Origin of the sequence: Sulfurimonas sp. (genome assembly GCF_027056685.1) — a bacterium.
Taxonomy (GTDB): domain Bacteria; phylum Campylobacterota; class Campylobacteria; order Campylobacterales; family Sulfurimonadaceae; genus Sulfurimonas.
The window spans coordinates 1-18709 of sequence record NZ_JALUKE010000230.1 but is presented as its reverse complement, the minus strand read 5'-3'; the positions used below and the strand labels follow the sequence as shown (position 1 = coordinate 18709).

The window sequence follows — 18709 nt, the reverse complement described above, 5'->3', positions numbered from 1 at the left end:
ATCCTGATGATATGGAAACGCAGATTTCTTACTTTTCTGTTTTTGGTGGACTCAACTGGCAAATCGATACTACGCAGAAGATTTCTCTTCTTATAAAGTCACTTATTTTAGATAATTTTGCTTCTTTAAATGAAAAAATCGATGAAATAACACTAAAAAATGATGCAAACAAAAGACTGCTAAAAGCTTTGGCAACTGGAGATAGACGGATATTTTCTGCGTTTAACAGAGCAGGTTTAAACAATGGGAACGGTGGTGCGGCTCTGCATTACTTTCAGGAGAAGGGAATAATAGAGTTAGAGTACTCACGCGAAGAGCATCCCCGTAATCTTTACCCAAACAAAAAGCTAAAAAAAGAAGAAGCTAGATACAGAATTTCACATAAAGTGCTTTTTACCCATCCTTTTATTCGATTCTGGTTCTATTTTATCCAGCCAAATATAAAAAGTATTGCAAAAGGAGATTATGAAAAAATTTTACAAGAGTTTGCACTTAAACGCAGCAGCTACACAAGTTTGGTCTATGAAGAGCTTTCAGAAGTTTTACTCAACTACCATCTCCGTGATACAGATATTGTAAGTTCTGGGAGTTACTGGGATGCTAAAACAGAAATAGACATTTTAACGCTTACAAAAGATGAGAAGTTTTACATTGGAGAGTGTAAATGGACAAACCATAAAGTCAATAAAAAAGAGTTCCATAAACTGAGTGACAAATGTAAAAAACTAGGTATAGTACCTACACAAATCATTCTCTTTTCAAAGCGTGGATTTTCAAAAGAGTTAGAGCAGATGCAAGGTGCAAAACTTGCACTCTACACAAGTGATGATTTTATGAGTTTACTAAAAAAGAGTTCTGTCTCAACTAACAATTCTCAAAGCTTCATAAGCTTCTTGTAAGAGTTGAAATTTTTGCGTATAGTGCTGCACCATACTTGGATCATCATGATAAACAGTATCTGGATGGTACACTTTTACCAGCTTTTTATAACTTTTTTTCAAAGCATCCTGAGAAGCACCTATCGGGCATTCTAAAATCGTATAAAGATGTTTGTTCGTCTCTGTTTCACTCTCTCTTGTTAAATCACCAAAACTATAATTTGCAAAGTCAGAGTAGAGCTTAGACATAAAATGATTATCATAAACATAGCGTATCTGATAGTGCAAAATATGGCGTTTATTTAAAGTCCTCTCAAGTCTCCCTTTTGCCTTGTAATCACTCACATCCACAACCAAAGATATATCTGTTCCCCGTGCAACATAAACTTCTAACTGTGAACGCAAATAGTTTAGAACCCATACATTTGGACTATCTAGTGTAATGAGCACCGTATTTTTATCATAAGCATAAAGTTTGACGGCAACATTTTCAGGTTCTAACTCTTTTTCTAGCTCTACTCGAATTGGCTGATTGCCAAATTTTAACATGGATCGTAAAAAAAATTCATGGTTAAAATCATATTTTTGTGCATGATATTGACTAAGTTTTGAGAGAAATTCAATCCGTTCATCTTGCAAATCTTCGTTTCTAAATACAAGCACTGCTTTAGAGAGAAAAAGCATACTTCTTGAGTGGCGATTTAAAAACTCTTTCATCCATGCTGCGTTTAGAGTTTCAAAGTCAGTCGTAACTAAAATGAGATTATTTCGTAAAACAATATTCAAAACTCTATGCCCCTTACTTGGATTTTAGATTCTATTATAAAGATATTCTAGCAAATTTAGTTCCAATTTTTAGCTGAATTATCTCAACTAATTCGAACTACTTTCATATTTATTATAGGAATTTTGAGTATAATTGCGAATATAATTAACTTCCACCCTACTTAAGGATAAAATTTGCGCGAAAATATGAATGAAAAGTGTGCCGTTGTTGGAATTTTTGGTCACGAAGAGGCTTCAAAATTAGCTTATTTTTCTCTACATGCCTTGCAGCATCGTGGACAAGAAGCTGCTGGAATCTCTTCTGCAGATGGACATAAAGTACATACCATCAAAGACCGTGGGCTTGTAATGAAAGTATTTAACGAAGAGAACTTAAAGACTCTTCAAGGTAATAGTGCCATAGGTCATACAAGATACTCAACAGCAGGGAATGACTCAATTTTGGATGCACAACCAGTATTTGCTCGTTATGATTTAGGTGAAATGGCAATCGTTCACAATGGTAATCTTACAAACGCAGAAGAGGTAAGAAACAGACTTATAAAGCGTGGTGCAATTTTTCAAACTTTTATGGATACTGAAAATCTTATTCATCTTATTGCTAAGAGTGAAAAAGAACATCTCCTCGATAGAATTATAGACGCTGTTCAAAAAATTGAGGGTGCTTTTTCACTTGTCTTTTTAAGTAGAACAAAAATGTTTGCTATGCGTGATAGATTTGGTTTTCGTCCTCTAAGTCTTGGAAGGCTTCCTAATGGTGGTTATATTGTTGCAAGTGAAACATGTGCATTTGATTTGGTTGGTGCAAAATTTATCCGTGATGTAGAACCAGGGGAATTGCTTGTTTTTGAAGAGAAAAAAGAGCCTCTTAGCATCAAAATTTATGAGCCAACACCAAAACATTGTATTTTTGAATATGTCTATTTTGCTCGTCCAGATTCCTCTGTATTTGGACAATCTGTTTATGAAGCAAGAAAAAATATGGGCAAAGAACTCGCAAAAATTGAGCCTATTGAAGCAGATTTAGTTATTCCTGTTCCTGATGGTGGCGTTCCTGCTGCCATTGGGTATGCACAGGCGAGCGGTATTCCTTATGAGATGGGAATTATGCGAAATCACTACATTGGAAGAACATTCATTGAACCAACGCAAGAGATGCGTGATTTAAAAGTAAAAATGAAACTCTCACCCATGACAGACATCATTAAAGGCAAACGAGTGATTGTCATAGATGATTCTATTGTCCGTGGAACAACTTCTCGTCGTATTATTAGAATGCTTAAAGAAGCAGGAGCAAGTGAAGTACATATGCGTGTCTCTTCTCCTCCAACAACGGACCCATGTTTTTATGGTGTAGATACGCCAAGCAAAGAAAATCTTATTGCCGCAAATATGACAACACAGGGAATCTGTGACTATATTGAAGCAGATTCTCTTGCATATCTTGATGAAGCGGCACTTCTTAGAAGTGTAAACGCAACAAAAGACATCTACTGTACAGCCTGTTTTACTGGAAAATACATAGTTTAATGCAGCAAATATATACCTTTGGAAGCTACTTAAAAAATAAATTTGGTGTCAAGGTTTACAAAGTTGGCATCAATATTTCTGGTTTTACTTGCCCAAATATTGATGGCACAGTTGCGCGTGGCGGCTGTACATTTTGTGAAAATGACTCCTTTTCTGCAAGTACAGATGAAGTCAAAGAGCTTAAGGGTTTTCACCTAAATCTTGACTCTAGAGAAAATCCATTCTTAGAAAAACAGCTCAAACAACTTGAACTCCAATTTGATGCCATTTCAAAGAGACAGGCACAAGAGTATAAAGCTGAGAAGTTTTTAGTCTATTTTCAATCTTTTACAAATACTTATGCCCCATTTGAGACACTTAAAGCACTCTATGACAAAGCACTTTCATTTGATAATGTAGTCGGTTTAAGCATTGGTACACGCTCTGATAGCATCACAGATGAAACCCTAGAGTACCTAAGTAAACTCGCAAAAACAAAAGAGATTTGGATAGAGTTTGGCATACAATCTGTTTACGATGAAACACTTGAAAAAATAAATCGTGGACATGATGCACAAAATGTAAAAGAGTGGATAATCAAATCTAAAGATGCAGGGCTTAATGTCTGTGGGCATCTCATATTTGGTCTTCCTGATGAAACGCAGGAGATGATGCTTAAGACTTCAAAAGAAGCATACGCGTGGGGTATTGATTCTGTTAAGTATCATCCACTTTATGTAGTAAAAAAGACAGCACTTGCAAATGACTTTATGCGTGGGACATTTACCCCAATTAGCGAGGAACTCTATCTTGACACTTTAGTCAAATCAATACAGATGAAACCAGAAAATGTCAATGTGCAAAGAGTAACAGCAGGAATAGATGATGATTCTCTACTCGCACCACAATGGTGTAGAAATAAAAATCAACAAGTAAAACATATAAACGCAGCGCTTAAAAAAATAGGGCTAAAGTATTAACGCGCTGTAAGTTTTGTAAACTGCGCTACACTTCTAAAATATGGTGGAAACTGAAAATGCACATAAAATTGATGTGCATGACCAGGTTTTAGATTACGAGCAACAACAAACTTTTTTACAAGTGTCTGTGGCTTGCTCTTATCAATTCCAAAACTACCTGTAAAAAAATCTAAAAATCCACTTGGCTTGTAAAAATTTCCACCTTTTACACTCCCTGTAACATGCCCTTTATTTACCAATTTAATCTCAAGAGTAACCTTTCCAATAGGATACTTTCCTACATTTTTCACTATGCCAGTGTAAGAGATGCGTTCTAAACTAAGTAATCTACTGTTTTTAAGATCATACAATTTTACATGTTTAGTATATTTATCTACCACAAAAATAGAAAAAACTGCCATAAAAACAGTAATAAGAGTTACTGTAAAAAGCATAGAGTACATCATCTTTTGATTTTTCTCTTTCAATGCACGAATAATACCTACAATGAAAACTACAAAAATAACAGTTAGCACCATATAGTGCCATATATTAAATGAACTCATCTGCAACTAGCTCCTAGAGTAAGATTGTACTCCTTAGAGTATCTAAAAGGCTCTACAAAGAGCTTAAATTCTCTTGTTGTACCTTTGGGTATGTTATGCAAAATAAGAGCGCTGCGTTTAAGCGGTTTTATTTTATAAATATAATTTTTTAATCTATTCGATGTAGATTTATAAACAGTAGCAACAACCTTACACTCTGTAAAATTAAACTTCGACTCATTACTAAGCGTTGCATGTACGACAATAGCATCCACAAAGTTAAGCTTCTTTTGTGAAATAAGTTTTGTGGAGTTTTTAAAAAGGTATTTGTGTAGCTCAATATAGCCTACAGTCGGACCTGCAACTAAAAAAGTGAAGCCTAGCAAAACAAAAAAGGTAGCAATACCAAGTCTATTTCGCAGTAAAATCGCAAGGATTATAAAGAGTAAGAAAAGAGTAAATGCAACGCCAAAGAGTATGTAATCATAAATTAAAAGATGGTGTACAAAAGCGAGGATTTTCTCTTTCATCAAAGTCTCTAATCTTTTCTTGAGTTCTTCTCAGCAATACCACTCATATCAAATCTACGAGCAAGCTCTTGCTTGATTCTATCTGGTGAAATATTTTTTGAAGCAAGTGCGACAAGCATATGATAGGTCAAATCTGCAGCTTCATAGACCATTTCATGTTCATCATTATCTTTATGTGCAAAACAGTATTCACCAGCCTCTTCTACAACTTTTTTAAGTATAGTGTTTTCACCTTTACTTAAAAGTTTTGCAGTCCATGAAGTTTTAGGATCTGCATTTTTACGCTCTTGAATTGTATGGTAAAGTGTATCTATCACCCCATACGCCTCTTGTGTATCTACCTCAACTTCAGTAGTGATGTCACCACTCTCAAGCTCTGTAAAGAAACATGATTTTCGTCCAGTATGGCAAGCAACACCATTTTGTTTTACTTTAATAAGGAGCGTATCATTATCACAATCAATAAAAAAAGATTTTATCTCTTGTGTATGTCCACTACTCTCACCCTTTTTCCAAATGCGTTGTTTACTTCTTGAAAAGTAGTGTGCAATTTTTGTTGTAAGTGAAAGTTCTAAGGCTTCTTTGTCCATATATGCCATCATCAGCACTTCATTTGAACCACTCTCCTGCACAATTACAGGAAGAAGTTCTTGTTTATCCCAATCAACTCTATTTACTATCTCTTGCATCATTATTTTGCCGTTGTTCTCTGTTTTATATCTTTTGTATCTACCCAAATATTTGGAGTAGAACCACCAGGAGTTAAGAAAATTTTAGCATCTTTATTGACACGAAGTGCATCATTAAATTTACCCTGAACTTGCATCTGTTTCAACTCAAGAAGTTTACTTGTTAATGATTTTGAAATAAGTAAGTTAGCTTTTGCCTGTGCATCTGCGTTTATAGTAATAGCATCGGCTTTCCCTTTTGCTTCAATTCTCGCTTGATCTGCTACACCTTGTGCTTGTGCAGCTTTTTTAAGTGCTTCTTGTTTTGCGCGTTGTACTTCTTGCTCTGCTTTTTGTACCTCTTGTTTTGCAATCTGAACACGCTCAATTTGATCTTTTACTTTTGCAGGTAAAATAATGTCACGAAGCTGAACTGATTGTAAAATAACAGGAGTATTTTTCAAACTAGCAATATTTTTTCTTAATCCAGCTTCTATCTCCGCTGCAATTTTATCACGAATCATAGGAAGTGATTCTGCATCATATTGACCAACAACATTACGAACAACATCACGCACAACTGGATTTATAATTTTATCTTCCCAGCTAAAACCCCAGTTTGAAATAGTTTGTGCAGCAAACTGTGCATTAAGTCTATATTGCACTGTTAATTCAATAGAAACAGGAAGTCCACGCTTATCAAGTACGGTAACAGCAGGTTTAGAAACAATCCCAGACTCTCGTCCTGAATTTACCTCTATGTGTGAAGCATAATTGATTATACGAACTTTTGTATCTACTCTATAAACTTTTTGAATTACAGGAATAATAAAATGTAATCCTGGAAGCAATGCCTGCTCTTGATACCTACCATTTGTACTTAAAATCCCACGCTCACCCTCTTGTACAATAGTAAAAGGTTTTGCAAGAAGTAATACAAGGACAATACCAATAATTACATAAATAGCGGCAGCCTTGCCTCCACCAAAATTAAAGTCTAAATTTGGCATTTGTGGTCCTTTAGGTCCATTACCATTGCCACCACCAGAGTTTGACTGCTTATTAAAACCGCCTCCCTCACTCTTCTTTTTATTAAAGTAATCGTTCATATCTGAAGCCATAAGTATATTCTCTTCTTTCATTTAAGTTCCCAGTTACACTGCATCAACATACGTTAAGTAGTGCTCATATTTTTTATTTCTACCAAAAACAATATCAAAGTATTCACTTTGAATAATTGCTGTAATTTCACCGCGTGAGCCACAACCAATCTCTCTTGCATCAACAAGAGCAATAGGCGTAATTTCAGCAGCAGTCCCTGTTAAGAATGCTTCATCTGCCACATAAACTTCCTCTCTTGTAATTCTACGACGAGTCACTTTATAGCCCATATCTGTAGCCATTTCAATAACCATTTTTTGTGTAATTGACGCAAGTGCGTTATCACTTGGAGGTGTAATTATCTCTTTATCTTTTATCATAAAAAATGAAGCACCACTTGCCTCTGCAACATAGCCTTGATCATCAAGTAAAAGTGCTTCATCATAGCCAGCATCGATTGCTTCATATTTTGCCATTTGAGAGTTTAAGTAATTTGCCGTAGCCTTTGCTTTACCCATATTTGAAGTATTTGCAGGTCTTGTCATAGAGACAATTTTTAGTCTAATTCCTTTACGCATTCCCTCTTCACCAAGGTATGCACCCCACTCCCATGCAGCAACAGCAGTCTCAACTGGTGCATTTTTATGGTAAAGTCCCATAACACCATAACCCAAAAATGAAAAAGGGCGAAGATATACATTGTCCCCTGTAAATTCATTTTTACGAACAAGTTCAATTTGTGCAAGATTTAACTCTTCAACACTGTATGGGATATTAATCATTGTCATTTTAGCTGATTCTTTCAAGCGTTTTGTATGGTCATTAAGGCGAAAAATTGCATAACCTTTTTCTGTTTTATATGCCTTTGTCCCTTCAATAACACCATTTCCATAATGAATTGTGTGTGTTAATACATGTACTTTAGCATCTTCCCATGCAACAAATTTTCCATTCATCCAAATATATTTGGCAGCGTCCATAAAAATTCTCCAGTTATTATAATTGTTGCTATTTTATCTAAAATGCGATTTATGTTGTATTAACTATTAAGTAAAAATTCATTATAATTCTATTGAATAATAAATATTAGGGAAAAATGTGAACCAATACGCAAACTATGAAGAGATAGACCAGGCGCAACTGCAAAAAGATATAGATGATATTAAGAAAACACTTAAAGTAGGACAAAAGGATTTTGAACACCTTTTGAAGTTAGAAAAATGGGGAAGATTTGCAACAATTTCTGGATTTATACTTATTGCAACAGTAACAATACTCAGTAGTTATAATTCAGGTATTTCACTTTTTGATTTTTGGTTTTTTGGAAGTTTTGGTGCATTTTTAATTGGGATAGGAAATGTCGCACGCTGGTCAAATGTGACACATCCAATCCTCCATGGTGCTTATGATAAAGTACCAAATATTCCTCATCGATACACAAAAGCAGGATTTGCAGCAGGAAAGCGTAGATATATTGATTGGCTTGACTGGATAATACCTGATGCTTGGGCGTATGAGCATAACATCATGCACCACTACCATTTAGGAGAACTAGACGACCCTGATAATGTTGAAAAGAATCTTGAGTGGCTCCATAAAGCTAAAGTTCCTATGTGGATGAAGTATGCAGTTGTTTATTTATTTGCAGGTATGTGGAAACTCGCATACTATGCTCCAAATACACAAAGAATTTTAGCAAACAAAGAGAATAAAACTATGAATGATCCACGAAGTCAAAAGTATGAATTCTCTCCTTTTACCAAAAAAGGGCGTGAACTCTGGACTCAGTATCTTCTACCTTATGGTCTTTTCCAATTTCTCTTTTTACCGCTGCTCTTTTTACCATTTGGCTTAGGTGCTGTTGGTACTGCGTTTGGCTTTTTAGTGCTTGGTGAACTCTTTGCCAATTTACACTCATTTTTGGTCATTGTTCCAAATCATTCAGCAGAAGATATTTACCAATTTTCAACACCGCATAAAACGCAAGGTGAATACTATCTTCGTCAAATTATGGGAAGTGTAAACTACAATACAGGGACAGATTTGGTTGACTTTTTACATGGTTTTTTAAACTATCAAGTTGAACATCATCTTTTTCCAAATATGCCACACTCATTCTACCAAGATATGCAACCAATAGTAAAAGATATATGTAAAAAGCATAATTTGGAGTATAGACAAGAGTCTGTTTGGAAGCGGTTTTTTATGACTATTGAACTAATGGTTGGAAACACAAAAGTCTTACGAGTCGAAGGAGTTTAGTACTTCTTCAACTCACTGTTTATCTGCACATACGCTTCTAAAATCCCCGTCTCAAAATAATTAATATTGTATTTTTTTGCAAACTCTTTTGTAATCTTTTGTACTTTTAAGAGATTAAATCGTGGTGCTTTTGGAAAGAGATGATGCTCTATTTGTGTATTGAGTCCACCATAAAACCAGTGTACAATCATACCACCACGAAGAGAGCGTGAACCTCGCATCTGCAACTCCATCCATGAGAGTTTACTGCCTACTTCATTATCGAAAACTTCGCATCCTAAATGATTGGTAATAAATCCAAACGCAAGCCATGGAGAGAGTGTAAAATTAAGTGTTAATGCAACAATAATAGCTTCACTTAAAGGCAGAAAATAAAAAACAGGACCCCAAATTACTGGCCAATGCAGCAGCATTAAAGAAAACTCTCCCCATTTTTTACGCTTGATTACAAACTTATATGACTGTGCAACAAACGCGGGATACATAAAGAACATGGCACCCCAAAAAACAAGATACTTCGTTTTTTTCAGCCAAGCTTTGTCACCTTTTTTATGTGTAAAAGCACCATCCATTGCGTTTATATCTACATCTTTTTCGATGATATTACACCATGTATGGTGATTTACATTGTGTTTAAAATCCCACCAAGAAGAGGAGTTACTTAAAATGATTGCAGAAAAAGGATAGCTCAGTTTAAAAGAGAGTCCTTTATCTTTAAAATATTGCCGATGGAGAATATCGTGAGAAACGAAAACAGCGCGTGTAAAAACCAGACTCATAAAGAGACCTAAAAGAATACTTTTGTATGGATAGGCAATATTGATTGCATTCCAATGAAACAACGCATAATAGATAAATGCCATACTTATAATGATAGCAAGCATCTCAACACTACCTCGAATGGGAACTCTATTTAAAAGACCAGCTTCTCGCACCTCTTGTTTTAACTCTTCAAACATCTCTTTAGACATCACTTATCCCCCAAATTTCTAATAAGGAGTTATAATAACTTTAATTTGCTGAAATAATGGATTAAAAAGAGAAAGAAGAGTGTAGAAGCTAAAAAGCTTCACACTCTATAAGGAGAAAATGAAATTTGAAATTTGTTTATAACAAATAGACTTTTAGAAATCTATTTGAGTTGTTAGCATATAAGATGTACTTTTAGGACTAGCAGTTCCCGTTGCATGATCATTGTCATCAATAGTAACATTTGCAACCCACTCAACATTTGAGTTTTGTTTCCAAGCTACACCACCGATATAAGTATTTTTATCATATTTTGTAGCACCACTATTTACATCAGGAGTCCATTTATCAACTCTTGCAAATGCTTTATACTGATGTTCTTCACCTACACGACCTTCAACATTGAAAGAGTAACCATCACCAGAACCTTTAGAAGCTGCACCTGTAGCAGATGAATTAGTTGAAGTATCTTCTGAAGTTACATATTGAGCAGAGGCTAAGAATGCAGGCATATTATAGACTGCGTGAAAACCATAAAAATGTAAGTCATCTTCATGACCTGTTACAGCATTTTTAGAGTGTTTTTGATTTAATTGACCAAAGAAAGAAGCATCAAGATATGTAGTTTTTTCAGGATGACCATGTGTACCTAAAAGATGTCCTGTAAATCTCCACTCTAAACTCATACCATTTGAGTTTTGTGCAGAGTGGTACCCTTCACCATTAAAAACACCATAATCGGCATCAAAATATTTTGTTCTTGTTTTTGCCATTACGCCAAAGTCAGCTGAACTTGAAATATGTGCAGAATTTCCATTTTCAATTAAAATTTCAGAAATACTTCTGTACATCCAAGAGTTATGCTCTTCATAATCATGCCAAGGTCTGTGAGCCAAACCAATTTCTAAGCTAGTTGCAGGAAGTACTTCATTTAAGTTTAAGTAAGCATATTTTGCACGAACTATCATACTACCATTTGTATTTGCAGTTGTACTTTTTTCTCTTGTTAAATCCATTGTAACACGGTAGTAAGATTTAGGATCATCTAAAAGATACGCTTTTAATTGAAAATATCCACGACGAACTTCAAAATCTTGAGTAGAATCTTTTGAACTATCATCATACTGTGTATTTTTATAGCCAATAAAGGCTTGACCATCAAATTTCAATTTATCTGCATGAGAAAAAACTGAAGTAGGAGTTTTAATCGCTGTGCGACCTTCACCTGCTTGAGTAAATACCTGACCATTAGCATCTTGATATAATTTTAATGCACCTGCATTTGCAGCAACTGAACCTAGAGTTAAAGCAGCTAAAGCTGATAAAACGATTTTTTTCATTTTTGAATTCCTTTTTTTGTTTGTTCGGCGGAAGTATAAAATATCTTGGTTACATAATGATTACAAGAATAGTCTGCATTTGTAACCTTACTGTAACCTTCTTTTTCTATTATTAGAGCATCAAGTCACAATAAAGGGGAGAAATTATGGCAAATAAAAAAATGAGGGGAGTTATTTTAACAGCTTTAGCTGCTTTAACTTTAGGAACAGTTGTTAACGCACAAACAGTAACAAATACAGAAGAAAAATTTTTAGATAGATTTCATTTCAAAGGCGATCTCAGATTACGCTATGAAAGTAAAGAGACTTACTATAAAGATGGAACTGACACTACAAACAAATATACTTATCACAACAGATATAGGTTACGACTAGTAGCAGCTATTGATTTAATGCAAAATCTAAAATTTGATGTTGGTATGAGAAGTGGATATGCAAATCCAACTTCTGGCAATCAAACATTTCTAGATGATAAAGCTTTAAGTGATTATTTTTGGGAGTCATTGAGATTTAACATTTTAGATATTGCATATAAGAATGGAGACTCCACTCTAAAAGTTGGAAGACATCCCTATATGATATATAGACCAATCAAATCACAGCTTATTTGGGATAATGACCTTTCATTCAACGGTGTGAGTTATAACTATGAGAATGACTCTCGTATCATTAATGCAGGTATCAATCAACCAACATATGCAGAGCAGGTTAATGCTAAAAATACCATTAACCTCTTTTTTGCACAATATGTACAAAAAATTAAATTAGAAAATTCTCAATTAAATTTAGGTACAGCTATTTATTACTACGATGGAGTCAAGGGAAACACACCTATTTATAACACCAACAAAGGTACAGGAATGGGTAATACTTTAGTAAATGGTGTATTTAAAAACGATTACAATATTTTAGAAGCATTTGGAGAACTCAAATTCAAAGATATTTTTGGTAAACCGCTTGCAGTTGCTGCAGGGATGGCATATAACGCTGTAGCTAGTGATAAAAACTTGGGGTATGATTTAGCAGTCCAAATAGGTAAGGCGAAAAAAGTTCATGATTGGCAACTGAAATACTCTTATACTGATCTCCAGGCAGATGCAGTACTAGGTGCGCATAGTGATTCGGATAATTTTGGTGGTGGTACTGCAGCTAAGGGACATGCTATAAGAGCAAAATATAAATTTGGCAAAAACACATACCTTGCTGGAACATTCTTTTTTGATACACTTTTTGCAGAAAAAAAAGTTGGAAAGCCAGCAGCAGATTATGAGCGTGTTCAGTTAGATGCTATTATAAAGTTTTAACAAACAAATTTGTAATCTTTTCGTAACCAAAGTATCTTATACTTTCACAACTTAAATTTAAAAGGTGTAATAAATGACAAAAGTACTTAAACTTGCTCTTGCAACTTCAGTTTTAGCGGGGGCTCTTTCGGCTAATGATGTAATCAAAGGAAGCGGTGCTTCTTTTCCTTATTCTGTTTATCAACAATGGATTAAAGCATACAACAAAGATACTGGTATTAAAATCAACTATATTAGTGAAGGTTCTGGAGCTGGTATTAAGCATATTGAAGCAAGACAATCAAACTTCGGTGGTAGTGATAAACCTCTTACTCCTAAAACACTCAAAAAACATAAGCTTTACCAATTCCCAGCAGTTGTTGGTGCAATTACAATGGCATACAATGTTCCAAACCACAAGAACATCAAATTAAGCCGTGCAGCAATCGCTGAAATCGCACTTGGTCACATCAAATACTGGGATAACAAACTCATTACAATGAGTAACCCAACTGCAAACTTACCACATAAAAAATTAACATTTGTTCACCGTTCAGATGCGAGTGGAACTACATTTAACTTTACTTACTACCTTGCAAAAAGTAACCTTGAGTGGAGAAAAGCATTTGGTGCAAGAAAATCTGTAACTTGGCCTGGTGATCACCATGTTGGTGGTAAAGGAAACCCTGGTGTTGGCGCACTTATTAAACAAACTCCATACTCTGTAGGGTATATGGACTATGCAGATGCAAAATCAAATGGTATTGCAATGGCTACAGTTGAAAATAGAGAAGGTTACTACATCAAACCTAATCTTAAAGCATTTCAAGAGAGTGCAGCAAAAGCTAGTTTTGATCCAAGAAAAGATTTCTATGCTATCATCGCAGACCCTGCAGGTGCAAAATCTTACCCTATTGTAGCAGCAACTTTTATTCTTTTACCAAAAGAGCACAAAGCTATGGATAAAAAAGTAACAGCATTCTATGACTGGTCATATAAAAATGGTGCAAATATCGCTTCTAGCCTTGGGTATGTTCCATTACCAAACTCTTTAACAAACAAAATCAGAAAATATTGGAAAGAAAACGGGATTAAATAATCCCCTTTCCAAGCTTTCACCCCCCCCTCTTTAAAACAAATTTCAAATTTCATATATTCATAATATCCTCTTTTTTAGAGGGGGCAAAACTTCTTAAAAATATTCTATGTAATCTCTTTGTAATTAAATTTTTATATAATAATGAAAATATTTTACTTATGGAATACAAATGGAAAAACTCTTTCAAAAAATCTCTTTTTCAAGTGCAACATTAGTGTTCATTATTCTTCTTGGAATTTTCATTACGCTCTTTGACGCAGCACGACCTGCTATAAATGAATTTGGTTTACATTTTATTGTAGATCCAGCATGGAATAAAGAAGTACCAATCACAACACCTCAAGCAGACAGTATCAAAAAAGTTTCAGATAGTTCTGAAGTAGTAAATCCTGATGATTACAGTGATGATGATGGAATGATTATGGAAGATGAAGATGACACACCTACAAAGACTATTTATGGTGGTTTGGTACCACTTGTCGGAACAATTTTTTCAACACTGATAGCACTTGCGTTTGCTATGCCAATTGCTATGGGAATAGCAATATTTTTAGCTGAGATAGCTCCAAAAAACATCTCTAGCTTTGTTGGTGGTGCAATAGAACTACTCGCCGCCATTCCAAGTATTATTTTTGGTATGTGGGGACTTTACTATTTTGCTCCTATTGTAGCCGATTTATTTGGAGGTTTTCAAGTCTCACTCCTCACGGCTGGACTTGTTTTAGGGGTTATGATTCTTCCATTTATGGCAGCAATTACAAGAGACTCTATGAATACAACGCCAGATATTTTAAAAGAGTCTGCTTATGCCCTTGGTGCAACAAAATTTGAAGTTATCAAAGATGTCATTTTTCCATACTCAAAAGTTGGTATCATTGGCTCTATCATTCTCTCACTTGGTCGTGCTCTAGGTGAGACTATGGCAGTTGCATTTCTTATTGGTTCTATTTTTGAACTTCCACATAAAATTACCGACCCGACCATCTCGATTCCAGTTGCACTAGCAAACAACTTTGGAGAAGCAAGTGGACTTGGTATGAGTTCCCTCTTTTATCTTGCTCTTATTCTCTTTGTAATGAGTTTTGCAGTTATCTCTTTTGCAAAATTCTTCTTTTTAAGAAAGGCTGATTAATGAAAAGACTTCTAATAAATAAAATAGTTTTAGCACTCTCTACCATCTCTGCAGTGATTGGACTTGCCTTTTTAGCATGGATTTTGGTTACCCTTTTTGTAAAAGGTTTGAGTTCATTCCATTTCTCTCTCTTTGTTACAGATTTAATTAACAATGGACTTCGTAACCTTATTATAGGGCAATTTATTTTAGCAGGTTTTGCAAGTGTTATTGGTATTCCTCTTGGAATGATTGCTGGTATTTACATTCGTGAATATGGACGAGGGAGATACGCAAATATAATCAGAAACCTAAGTGACATCATGATGAGCGCGCCATCTATTGTCATTGGTGCTTTTGTTTATGCCATCATTGTTGTTCCAACAGGGCATACAAGTGGTTTTGCAGGTTCTATTGCTCTTGCTATTATGATGATTCCAATCGTCATCAGTACAACAGACTCTATGCTCTCTCTTGTTCCAAAAGAGTTGCGTGAAGCAGGAATTGCACTTGGAGCTTCTAAATATCGAGTGATTTTAGATATTGTCATTAAAGCTGCAAAAGTAGGTATTATGACAGGAATACTGCTCGCTTTTGCAAGAATTGTTGGTGAAACTGCACCACTACTTTTCACCTCACAAACAAGTAACTACTTCTCATTAGATATGACACACGCATTTCCATCACTTAGTGTAAGTATTTATGATTTGGCAAGTGATGTACAAACAAGTAGTCGAGATTTAGCATGGGCAGCCTCTTTCATACTTACTGCTATGGTACTCATCATTAACCTCACAGGTAAATTTATCACAAGAAATAAAAAATAAGGAAATATCATGCTAGTTATGAATATTGAAAAATTCTCTTTTACATATCCAGGTGCGGAAGCACCCTCACTAAAAAATATAACACTACCGATTGAAAAGAATAAGATTACTTCACTTATCGGTCCAAGTGGTTGTGGAAAATCTACACTTTTACGCTCAATGAACCGTATTCATGATTTATATCCTGGAAACACATACGATGGAAAAATTAATCTTTTAAATGAGACAACAGGAGAGTATGACAATATTCTTGCAATAAAAAAAGAGAATGATTTTATTCAATTACGACAAAAAGTAGGAATGATTTTTCAAAAACCTACACCGTTTCCAATGAGTATCTTTGACAATGTTGCTTATGGATTAAAAATTGATGGCATTAAAAACAAAAGTGAACTCTCTGACCGTGTAGAAGCGGCCCTTAAAGGTTCTGCACTTTGGAACGAAGTGAGTGATAGACTAGGCAAGTCGGCTATGGGACTCTCAGGTGGACAGCAACAGCGTCTTTGTATTGCCCGTGCAGTTGCTGTAAAACCCGAAGTTTTACTTTTTGATGAGCCAACTTCCGCACTTGATCCTATCTCAACTGCAGCTATTGAAGAGCTCATCGTTGAACTTAGAAACGATATAAGTATTGCCATTGTTACTCACAATATGCAACAAGCTTCACGAATAAGTGACTACACTGCGTTTATGTATTTAGGAGATCTTATAGAATTTGATAAAACGGAGAACATTTTCCTAAATCCAAAAGAGCAGCAAACAGAAGATTATATTACTGGCCGTTTCGGTTAAAAACAAAATAAAAAAAGGAAAAGCATATGTTACCAACTTTTAAAACAAATTTGAATGAAGTAAAAGAGAAGATTACATCAATAGGAGAAGATCTTGTAAAAGCAAATGAGCTGATACTTAAAGCTTTAAATGATTGTGATCAAAAAGTTTTTAGTGAAGCAAGAAACTCTATTAAAAACATTACTTCTCGTACAGATGAGATAGATAACGCAATTATTAAAATTCTTGCACTCTATACTCCTGAAGCAAAAGACCTTAGACGCGTTGTAGCTTACTTTAAAATAACAAATGAAATAGCTCGTGCATGCTCAAATACAAGAAGTTTCATCCGTGGATTTACTGATGTATGTGGTGATCTTGATGTGGAGACCATTAATGAGTACACACTCCCTATGCAATCATCTACTGTTAAAGCCATTAAAACAAGTATAACTATGATAAACATCGAAGATGCTGATGAACTTCAAGAGATGTATGAAGAGGTACTTATAGAAGAGAATAAAGCAGATGATCTTTATGAAATGATAGAGAGAAAACTTGTTTCAGAAGCAGAAAGTTGCGTGCAAGGTTTTGAAAAATACCATAAGATGCTCAAAGCACTTAGAAAAAGTGAAAAAATTGCTGGGCGTGCAATTAGTGTAGCAAATCTCCTTGTTTACATAAAACTCGGCGGCACAATACACAACTAATACTCAAAAAGGCAAAAAGTGTTAAAATTTCATCAAATAATCTTACGAAAATTCTTACTGCTTTTTGCTTTCCTTTTTTTACTTGTTGGTGCAATAGTGCACTATTGGACTTATGATTACTATATAGACTCTTCTAAAAAAGCCCTTATTCAAGATATTGACCTTCTCTCTTTTACTATTAACAATAAAACAGATTTTGATACACTTGCAAGAAAAATAAAAAAAAATCTGCAACTGCGTTTAACTGTTATTGCAAAAGATGGCACTGTTATAGCTGAAGGCTATAAAGACAAAACGACCATGGATAACCATCGTTACAGACCAGAAATAATGCAAGCTGACAATGAAAAATTTGGTGAAATTATTCGTCATTCCCATACACTCAACAAAGATATGCTCTATGTTGCAAAAAAAATAGAGCTTAAAAACAAAATAATCTATATACGCTTGTCAAAAGAGCTTAAAGGAATTTATCATGAGTTTGTAAATCTTGGTATTAAGATATCGGCTGTAGTTATTCTCTTTTTTATTATCCTCTTTTTTATGAGCTATAAGATTAATACACAAATACAATATGAAACCAAGAAAATTGTAGATTTTTTAAAAGCACTCACAAAAAAAGAGAAACCTACCTACATTTCATCAAATTATTCTCAAGAGTTTGCACTTATCACAACTCTTCTAACAAAAGTCTCAAAAATTTTGGCAAAAAAAGATAAGCAACATGACAAATATACAAAAAAATTACAAAATTCAAACAAACAAAAAGATGACATCATCTCTGCTATTTCGCACGAATTTAAAAATCCTATTGCAGTAGTGAATGGATATTCACAAACACTTTTAGAAGATGAAAATATTAACCCAAGTATACGCAAAAAGTTTCTTAAAAAAATAAATAACAATGGTACAAAGCTCAGCGAACTTATAGATACACTCAGACTTTCCATGAAACTTGATGGAAAAACGCAGTCTATACAGACGCATCAAACAAATCTAAATGAATTAGTCAATGAAACTGTGCAAACACTTCAGCTAACATATCCACGAAAACATATCATTATACAGGGTGATAAAAGTGTTATAGTAAATGTAGATAAAACACTTTTTGGAGTTGTCATAAGTAACTTAATAGAAAATGCACTCAAATATTCGGAAGATGAAGTAATAGTTAAAATTTCTAAAAGAAGTATTGAAGTAATTGATACAGGAATAGGGATTAGTAAGAAAAATTTAGAAAAAATTACAGAAAAATTTTATAGAGTACAGCAAAACTCTTGGAATAATTCCCTAGGACTTGGACTATTTTTAGTCAACAAGATTATAACCCTCCATCACTTCACACTTAAAATAAGCTCTAA

At 34.5% G+C, this 18709-nt stretch carries 19 protein-coding genes; 11 read left to right on the top strand and 8 right to left on the bottom strand.

What is annotated here, in order from left to right; genetic code table 11:
• Positions 1–899, top strand: an 899-nt coding sequence (locus tag MVY38_RS10120) for a DUF234 domain-containing protein (protein ID WP_297485820.1), incomplete at its 5' end; no start/stop codon positions are given.
• Here MVY38_RS10120 and MVY38_RS10115 read toward each other — a convergent pair.
• Complete coding sequence (locus MVY38_RS10115) at positions 861–1664, bottom strand: J domain-containing protein (RefSeq protein ID WP_297485817.1); 804 nt, start codon at positions 1662–1664, stop codon at positions 861–863. The genes MVY38_RS10120 and MVY38_RS10115 overlap by 39 nt on opposite strands.
• A 174-nt stretch (positions 1665–1838) precedes the next feature.
• Between MVY38_RS10115 and purF the strand changes: the two genes are divergently transcribed.
• Complete coding sequence (purF, locus tag MVY38_RS10110) at positions 1839–3194, top strand: amidophosphoribosyltransferase (protein WP_297485815.1); 1356 nt, start codon at positions 1839–1841, stop codon at positions 3192–3194.
• Positions 3194–4153 carry a TIGR01212 family radical SAM protein gene (locus MVY38_RS10105; protein WP_297485813.1) on the top strand — a complete coding sequence of 320 codons (960 nt, stop codon included), beginning with the start codon at positions 3194–3196 and terminating at the stop codon, positions 4151–4153. Before purF ends, MVY38_RS10105 begins: the two co-directional genes overlap by 1 nt.
• Here the strand turns inward: MVY38_RS10105 and MVY38_RS10100 are convergent.
• From MVY38_RS10100 to MVY38_RS10080, 5 genes are read right to left on the bottom strand one after another with little or no spacing between them, the layout of a single operon-like run.
• Complete coding sequence (locus MVY38_RS10100) at positions 4150–4698, bottom strand: DUF2393 family protein (protein WP_297485811.1); 549 nt, start codon at positions 4696–4698, stop codon at positions 4150–4152. The two genes, MVY38_RS10105 and MVY38_RS10100, sit on opposite strands and share 4 nt — an antisense overlap.
• Positions 4695–5207, bottom strand: coding sequence for a DUF2393 domain-containing protein (locus tag MVY38_RS10095; RefSeq protein ID WP_297485809.1), 513 nt, complete (start codon positions 5205–5207; stop codon positions 4695–4697). Before MVY38_RS10095 ends, MVY38_RS10100 begins: the two co-directional genes overlap by 4 nt.
• An 8-nt stretch (positions 5208–5215) precedes the next feature.
• Complete coding sequence (gene hisIE / locus MVY38_RS10090) at positions 5216–5896, bottom strand: bifunctional phosphoribosyl-AMP cyclohydrolase/phosphoribosyl-ATP diphosphatase HisIE (RefSeq protein ID WP_297485825.1); 681 nt, start codon at positions 5894–5896, stop codon at positions 5216–5218.
• A gap of 2 nt (positions 5897–5898) precedes the next feature.
• A complete protein-coding gene (locus MVY38_RS10085; RefSeq protein ID WP_297485822.1) occupies positions 5899–6996 on the bottom strand; it encodes a prohibitin family protein in 1098 nt (365 codons plus the stop codon).
• 33 nt (positions 6997–7029) lie between these two features.
• Positions 7030–7956 carry a branched-chain amino acid transaminase gene (locus MVY38_RS10080; protein WP_297485807.1) on the bottom strand — a complete coding sequence of 309 codons (927 nt, stop codon included), beginning with the start codon at positions 7954–7956 and terminating at the stop codon, positions 7030–7032.
• Between the two features lie 118 nt (positions 7957–8074).
• Here MVY38_RS10080 and MVY38_RS10075 point away from each other — a divergent pair, with 118 nt between their 5' ends.
• Complete coding sequence (locus MVY38_RS10075) at positions 8075–9238, top strand: fatty acid desaturase (protein ID WP_297485805.1); 1164 nt, start codon at positions 8075–8077, stop codon at positions 9236–9238.
• Here the strand turns inward: MVY38_RS10075 and MVY38_RS10070 are convergent.
• Together MVY38_RS10070 and MVY38_RS10065 are read right to left on the bottom strand one after the other, a co-directional pair.
• Positions 9235–10209 carry an acyl-CoA desaturase gene (locus tag MVY38_RS10070; protein ID WP_297485803.1) on the bottom strand — a complete coding sequence of 325 codons (975 nt, stop codon included), beginning with the start codon at positions 10207–10209 and terminating at the stop codon, positions 9235–9237. The two genes, MVY38_RS10075 and MVY38_RS10070, sit on opposite strands and share 4 nt — an antisense overlap.
• Positions 10210–10362: 153 nt before the next feature.
• Positions 10363–11547 (bottom strand): hypothetical protein, encoded by a 1185-nt coding sequence (locus MVY38_RS10065; protein ID WP_297485801.1) that lies wholly within the window; start codon positions 11545–11547, stop codon positions 10363–10365.
• Positions 11548–11693: 146 nt separating this feature from the next.
• On the opposite strand from MVY38_RS10065, the gene MVY38_RS10060 reads away from it, so the two are divergent.
• From MVY38_RS10060 to MVY38_RS10030, 7 genes are all read left to right on the top strand, one after another.
• Positions 11694–12851 carry a putative porin gene (locus MVY38_RS10060; RefSeq protein WP_297485799.1) on the top strand — a complete coding sequence of 386 codons (1158 nt, stop codon included), beginning with the start codon at positions 11694–11696 and terminating at the stop codon, positions 12849–12851.
• Positions 12852–12924: 73 nt separating this feature from the next.
• On the top strand, positions 12925–13929 hold the full coding sequence (gene pstS / locus MVY38_RS10055) for a phosphate ABC transporter substrate-binding protein PstS (RefSeq protein WP_297485797.1): 1005 nt from the start codon (positions 12925–12927) through the stop codon (positions 13927–13929).
• Positions 13930–14098: 169 nt separating this feature from the next.
• Positions 14099–15061, top strand: a complete 963-nt coding sequence (gene pstC, locus MVY38_RS10050; protein WP_297485795.1) for a phosphate ABC transporter permease subunit PstC — start codon at positions 14099–14101, stop codon at positions 15059–15061.
• Positions 15061–15867 carry a phosphate ABC transporter permease PstA gene (gene pstA / locus MVY38_RS10045; RefSeq protein ID WP_297485793.1) on the top strand — a complete coding sequence of 269 codons (807 nt, stop codon included), beginning with the start codon at positions 15061–15063 and terminating at the stop codon, positions 15865–15867. Before pstC ends, pstA begins: the two co-directional genes overlap by 1 nt.
• Positions 15868–15876: 9 nt before the next feature.
• Complete coding sequence (pstB, locus tag MVY38_RS10040) at positions 15877–16659, top strand: phosphate ABC transporter ATP-binding protein PstB (RefSeq protein WP_297485791.1); 783 nt, start codon at positions 15877–15879, stop codon at positions 16657–16659.
• A 26-nt stretch (positions 16660–16685) separates the two neighbouring features.
• A complete protein-coding gene (locus tag MVY38_RS10035; protein ID WP_297485789.1) occupies positions 16686–17348 on the top strand; it encodes a PhoU domain-containing protein in 663 nt (220 codons plus the stop codon).
• Between the two features lie 18 nt (positions 17349–17366).
• Positions 17367–18709 (top strand): HAMP domain-containing sensor histidine kinase (locus MVY38_RS10030; RefSeq protein WP_297485787.1); only part of this gene is annotated, 1343 nt, incomplete at its 3' end.

Excerpts from the sequence above, each read along its gene's own strand:
- MVY38_RS10105 (WP_297485813.1), top strand. The coding sequence starts at position 3,194 with ATGCAGCAAATATATACCTTTGGAAGCTACTTAAAAAATAAATTTGGT.
- MVY38_RS10100 (WP_297485811.1), bottom strand. The coding sequence starts at position 4,698 with ATGAGTTCATTTAATATATGGCACTATATGGTGCTAACTGTTATTTTT.
- MVY38_RS10095 (WP_297485809.1), bottom strand. The coding sequence starts at position 5,207 with ATGAAAGAGAAAATCCTCGCTTTTGTACACCATCTTTTAATTTATGAT.
- hisIE (WP_297485825.1), bottom strand. The coding sequence starts at position 5,896 with ATGCAAGAGATAGTAAATAGAGTTGATTGGGATAAACAAGAACTTCTT.
- MVY38_RS10085 (WP_297485822.1), bottom strand. The coding sequence starts at position 6,996 with ATGGCTTCAGATATGAACGATTACTTTAATAAAAAGAAGAGTGAGGGA.
- MVY38_RS10080 (WP_297485807.1), bottom strand. The coding sequence starts at position 7,956 with ATGGACGCTGCCAAATATATTTGGATGAATGGAAAATTTGTTGCATGG.
- MVY38_RS10070 (WP_297485803.1), bottom strand. The coding sequence starts at position 10,209 with ATGTCTAAAGAGATGTTTGAAGAGTTAAAACAAGAGGTGCGAGAAGCT.
- MVY38_RS10065 (WP_297485801.1), bottom strand. The coding sequence starts at position 11,547 with ATGAAAAAAATCGTTTTATCAGCTTTAGCTGCTTTAACTCTAGGTTCA.
- MVY38_RS10060 (WP_297485799.1), top strand. The coding sequence starts at position 11,694 with ATGGCAAATAAAAAAATGAGGGGAGTTATTTTAACAGCTTTAGCTGCT.
- pstS (WP_297485797.1), top strand. The coding sequence starts at position 12,925 with ATGACAAAAGTACTTAAACTTGCTCTTGCAACTTCAGTTTTAGCGGGG.
- pstC (WP_297485795.1), top strand. The coding sequence starts at position 14,099 with ATGGAAAAACTCTTTCAAAAAATCTCTTTTTCAAGTGCAACATTAGTG.
- pstA (WP_297485793.1), top strand. The coding sequence starts at position 15,061 with ATGAAAAGACTTCTAATAAATAAAATAGTTTTAGCACTCTCTACCATC.
- pstB (WP_297485791.1), top strand. The coding sequence starts at position 15,877 with ATGCTAGTTATGAATATTGAAAAATTCTCTTTTACATATCCAGGTGCG.
- MVY38_RS10035 (WP_297485789.1), top strand. The coding sequence starts at position 16,686 with ATGTTACCAACTTTTAAAACAAATTTGAATGAAGTAAAAGAGAAGATT.